Genomic DNA, 3,743 nt, shown 5'->3' with positions numbered 1-3,743 from the left:
GTCACGCGCCGGGCAGTGCTTGAAGTCTAGGGTACGCGGCATCCGTCGCCTGCGTCGTGTGACGCCGCGAGTACGCCCTCACTCGCACGAGCCCGTCGCGCGCAGGGCGGGGTCGGTGGTGATGGCGCCGTCGACGTCGAAACCCGCCACGAGCACCTCGCCGTCCACCGCGACGTCGGTGAGGGTCACGCCCGCCGGCAGGTACTGCGCGACGCACACCGTCCAGTCGCGCAGGACGAGATCGGCCACCTGGCCGAACTGGTCGCGCAGCGCGTCGGCGCCGACCTCCGCGCCCGCGAGCCGGAGCGATGCCGGCGTCAGCACGATGTCGCCGTCGACCGCGTCGGGGGTGAGCGCGACGCCGACCGGCACCCCGACTCCGAACAGCGGGACCCGCATGCTCATCGTCACGACGGGCGCGTCGATGCTGACGGTGTCGGCCGGAAAGGCCGCGATCGTCGATACGAGTCCGCGCAGCTGCTCCTCGTCGAGCGTCACGGTCGCCGTCGCGCCGCCCATGCTGCCGCCGCGGATCGGCACGTCCTGCGCGACGACGACGACGTCGCCGGCGAAGCGCCCGACCTCCACGTCGTCGGAGGCCATGGTCAGCTCGTCGAGCGTGCCGCCGACGAGCTGAGGGATCATCGCGCCGGGGATGTCGACGTCGATCGGCTGGCTCTCCGGCAGTGCGAGCTGCGACCGCACCTGATCGCGGACGACGCCCGTCACGATCTGGCGCGCGATCACCTCGGCGGCGAACCACGCGACGACGGCGAGCACGATCACGATACCGAAGGCCACCAGCCACGGCCACGCGCGACGCCGTGGCGCCTCCGCGTGCTCCCAGTCCGGCAGCGGCAGAGTCGGCCGGGTGTCGTCGGCGCTCACGTCGTGGCCCCTACATCCGCTCGGGTGCGCTCACGCCGAGCAGATCCAGGCCGTTGCGCAGCACCTGCCCGGTGGCGTCGTTGAGCCACCGCCGCGTGCGGTGCACCGGTTCGACCGGCTCGTCGCCGAGCGGGATCACCCGGCAGTTGTCGTACCACCGGTGGTAGAGGCCGGCGAGCTCCTCGAGGTAGCGGGCGACGCGGTGCGGCTCGCGCACCTCGGCGGCGAACGCGACGATGCGCGGGAACTCCTGCAGTGCGCCCAGCAGCGCCGACTCGGTCTCGTGCGTGAGCAGCTCGGGTGCGAACTCCGAGCGGTCGACGCCCCCCGACGCGGCGTTGCGCGCCACGTTGTGGGTGCGCGCGTGTGCGTACTGCACGTAGAACACCGGGTTGTCGTTGGTGCGCCTGCGGAGGATCTCAGGGTCGAGCGTCAGGGGCGAGTCGGCCGGGTAGCGCGCGAGCGAGTAGCGCAGCGCGTCGGTGCCGAGCCATTCGCGGAGGTCGTCGAGCTCGATGATGTTGCCCGCGCGTTTGGACAGCCGCGCGCCGTTGATCGACACGAGCTGCCCGATCAGCACCTCGATGTCCTTTTCGGGATCGTCGCCCGCGGCCCCCGCGAGCGCCTTCAGGCGATGGATGTAACCGTGGTGGTCGGCGCCCAGCAGATAGATCTTGTGGGCGAACCCGCGGTCGCCCTTGTTGAGGTAGTACGCCGCGTCGGCGGCGAAGTACGTGTACTCGCCGTTGGAGCGACGGATGACGCGATCCTTGTCGTCGCCGAAGTCGGTGGTGCGCACCCACACGGCGCCGTCCTCTTCGAACACATGGCCCTGGTCGCGCAGCCGGTCGACGGCCTCGTCGACGAGGGTCGGACCCCCGTCTTCGGGCTGGGCGTGGAGCGAGCGCTCCGAGAACCACACGTCGAAGTGCACGTTGAACTTCTGAAGCGAGGCCTGCAGCTCGCCCAGCTGGAACTGGTACGCGAGCTCGGTCGCGACCGCGAGCTGCTCGTCGCGGTCGAGGCCGAGGATGTCGGGCCGCTCTGCGACGACGCGCGACGCGAGCACCTGGATGTACGAGCCGGCATAGCCGTCCTCGGGGACGGGCTCGTCGTTCATGGCGGCGACGACTGAGCGGCCGAACCGCTCCATCTGCGTGCCCGCGTCGTTGATGTAGAACTCGCGCACGAGCGTCGCTCCACTGGCCAGCAGCAGGCGCGCCATCGAGTCGCCGAGCGCCGCCCAGCGCGTGTGGCCGATGTGCATCGGGCCGGTCGGATTCGCGCTGACGAACTCGAGGTTGATCGTGTTGCCGCGCTGCGAGTCGTTCGTGCCGAACGCCGCCCCGGCGTCGACGATCGTCTTCGCGAGAGCGCCGGCGGCCGCGGCGTCCATCCGTATGTTGATGAATCCGGGACCAGCGACCTCGACACCGGCGATGCCGTCGACCTGCGCAAGGCCCTCAGCGATCTCGGCCGCGAACTCACGCGGGTTCACCCCGACGGCCTTCGCGAGCTTCAGCGCGGCGTTGGACGCCCAGTCGCCGTGATCCCGGTTCTTGGGGCGCTCGAGCGGCAGATCCGCGGCGGTCAGTCCCGCGGCCGCACCGGGACGTCGTGCCTCGACGAGCGGGGCGACGACGGCGAGCAGAGCAGCGGAGAGGGCTTCGGGATTCATAGCCGGACCAGTCTAGTTGCGCGCCCGGCTCCGCCTCCGCGCCCGATGCTCAGGCGAGCTGCACGAGCGCCGCGAAGTCGTCGAGTGCGGGATCCGACGATGCCGGCACCGGGGTCGCGAGTCCGTCCAGGCCTGCGGCATCCGGCATGACCCACGCGTCCACGCGCAGGCGCTTGAGCCCCACATAGCCGCCGTGGTGACTGAGGAACGCGCAGTCGGCGGCGTCGCGTCCGGTCGCGATGCGGACGAGGGAGCGACGGTTCGCGAGACGCGTCGCGTCGATCGCGTACCACGCGCCGTCGAGGTACGCCTCGGCGACCGCGTGGAAGTCCATCGGCCGCAGGCCCGGCGCATAGCATGCGGCATAGCGGGCGGGCATGTCCATCGCGCGCAGCAGCGCGATCACGACGTGCGCGTAGTCGCGGCAGACGCCCTGACCGGTCATGAGGGTGGTCACCGCGCTGTCGGTGCCCTGGCTGAGACCCGGCGTGTAGGTCGTGCTCGCGGCGACGAACTCCGACACGGCCGCGATGAGGTGGTGGCCGGACAGCCCTCTGAACTGGCGACGGGCCTGCTGGAACACCTCGTCGGACTGGCAGTAGCGGCTCGGCCGAAGGTAGGTGATGGTCTCGAGGTCGCTCGCCCGGCTCGCCGCCGCCTGCCCGTCGACGGTTGCCTCGTACCGCACCTCGAGCGTGCCGGACTCGCCTGTGAGTCGGTGCAGCCGGCTGCCGGACTGGTCGACGATCTCGGTCGGCATGTACACGCGATCGCCCTGCGTGAACGTCAGTCGCTCGTTCGAGACCGGGGCCGCCTGAGCGACCGCGATCTGGAAGATGAGGTCGACGGAGGCCCCCAGATCGAGGTCCATCTCAGCGGTCACGAGGCGTTGCACCGAAGTATCGTCGCACGCGGCGGAGGGTGCTCCGGCCGCCGCTGTCGACCGCCTCGATCGACACGCCGACGGCACGGCGGATCCTCAGTATCGCCGCCGTCTTTTCGCACCCTCGCGCTCCGTGGCGTTCGGCGCTCGCGGCGTGACTTACCCTCTATGCATGCACGCGCCCGGTCACCGCCGCGGACGGCGGCTGTGGCTTTCCCTCGCGGGCGCCGCGCTCGCCGTCGCGGCCGTGTGCGCCGTGGGCCTGCTGCGTCCATGGACGGCCGCCGGACCGGC

Annotated in this window: 3 protein-coding genes; all 3 read right to left on the bottom strand. The window is 71.1% G+C overall.

Annotated elements, in window-relative coordinates:
* Window positions 1–78: 78 nt before the first annotated feature.
* The 3 genes from EIO58_RS14275 to EIO58_RS14265 are packed head-to-tail and all read right to left on the bottom strand — an operon-like array spanning window position 79 to window position 3,461.
* Complete coding sequence (locus tag EIO58_RS14275) at window positions 79–888, bottom strand: LmeA family phospholipid-binding protein (RefSeq protein WP_127820089.1); 810 nt, start codon at window positions 886–888, stop codon at window positions 79–81.
* 10 nt (window positions 889–898) lie between these two features.
* Window positions 899–2,566, bottom strand: coding sequence for an arginine--tRNA ligase (locus EIO58_RS14270; protein ID WP_127820088.1), 1,668 nt, complete (start codon window positions 2,564–2,566; stop codon window positions 899–901).
* Window positions 2,567–2,615: 49 nt separating this feature from the next.
* Window positions 2,616–3,461 (bottom strand): transglutaminase-like domain-containing protein, encoded by an 846-nt coding sequence (locus tag EIO58_RS14265; protein WP_127820087.1) that lies wholly within the window; start codon window positions 3,459–3,461, stop codon window positions 2,616–2,618.
* Window positions 3,462–3,743: the final 282 nt, after the last annotated feature.

This window comes from Microbacterium sp. CPCC 204701, from assembly GCF_004010105.1.
In the GTDB taxonomy this organism is placed as follows: domain Bacteria; phylum Actinomycetota; class Actinomycetes; order Actinomycetales; family Microbacteriaceae; genus Microbacterium.
The sequence above is the reverse complement of the archived record's forward strand: the minus strand, read 5'-3'. Positions and strand labels throughout refer to the sequence as shown.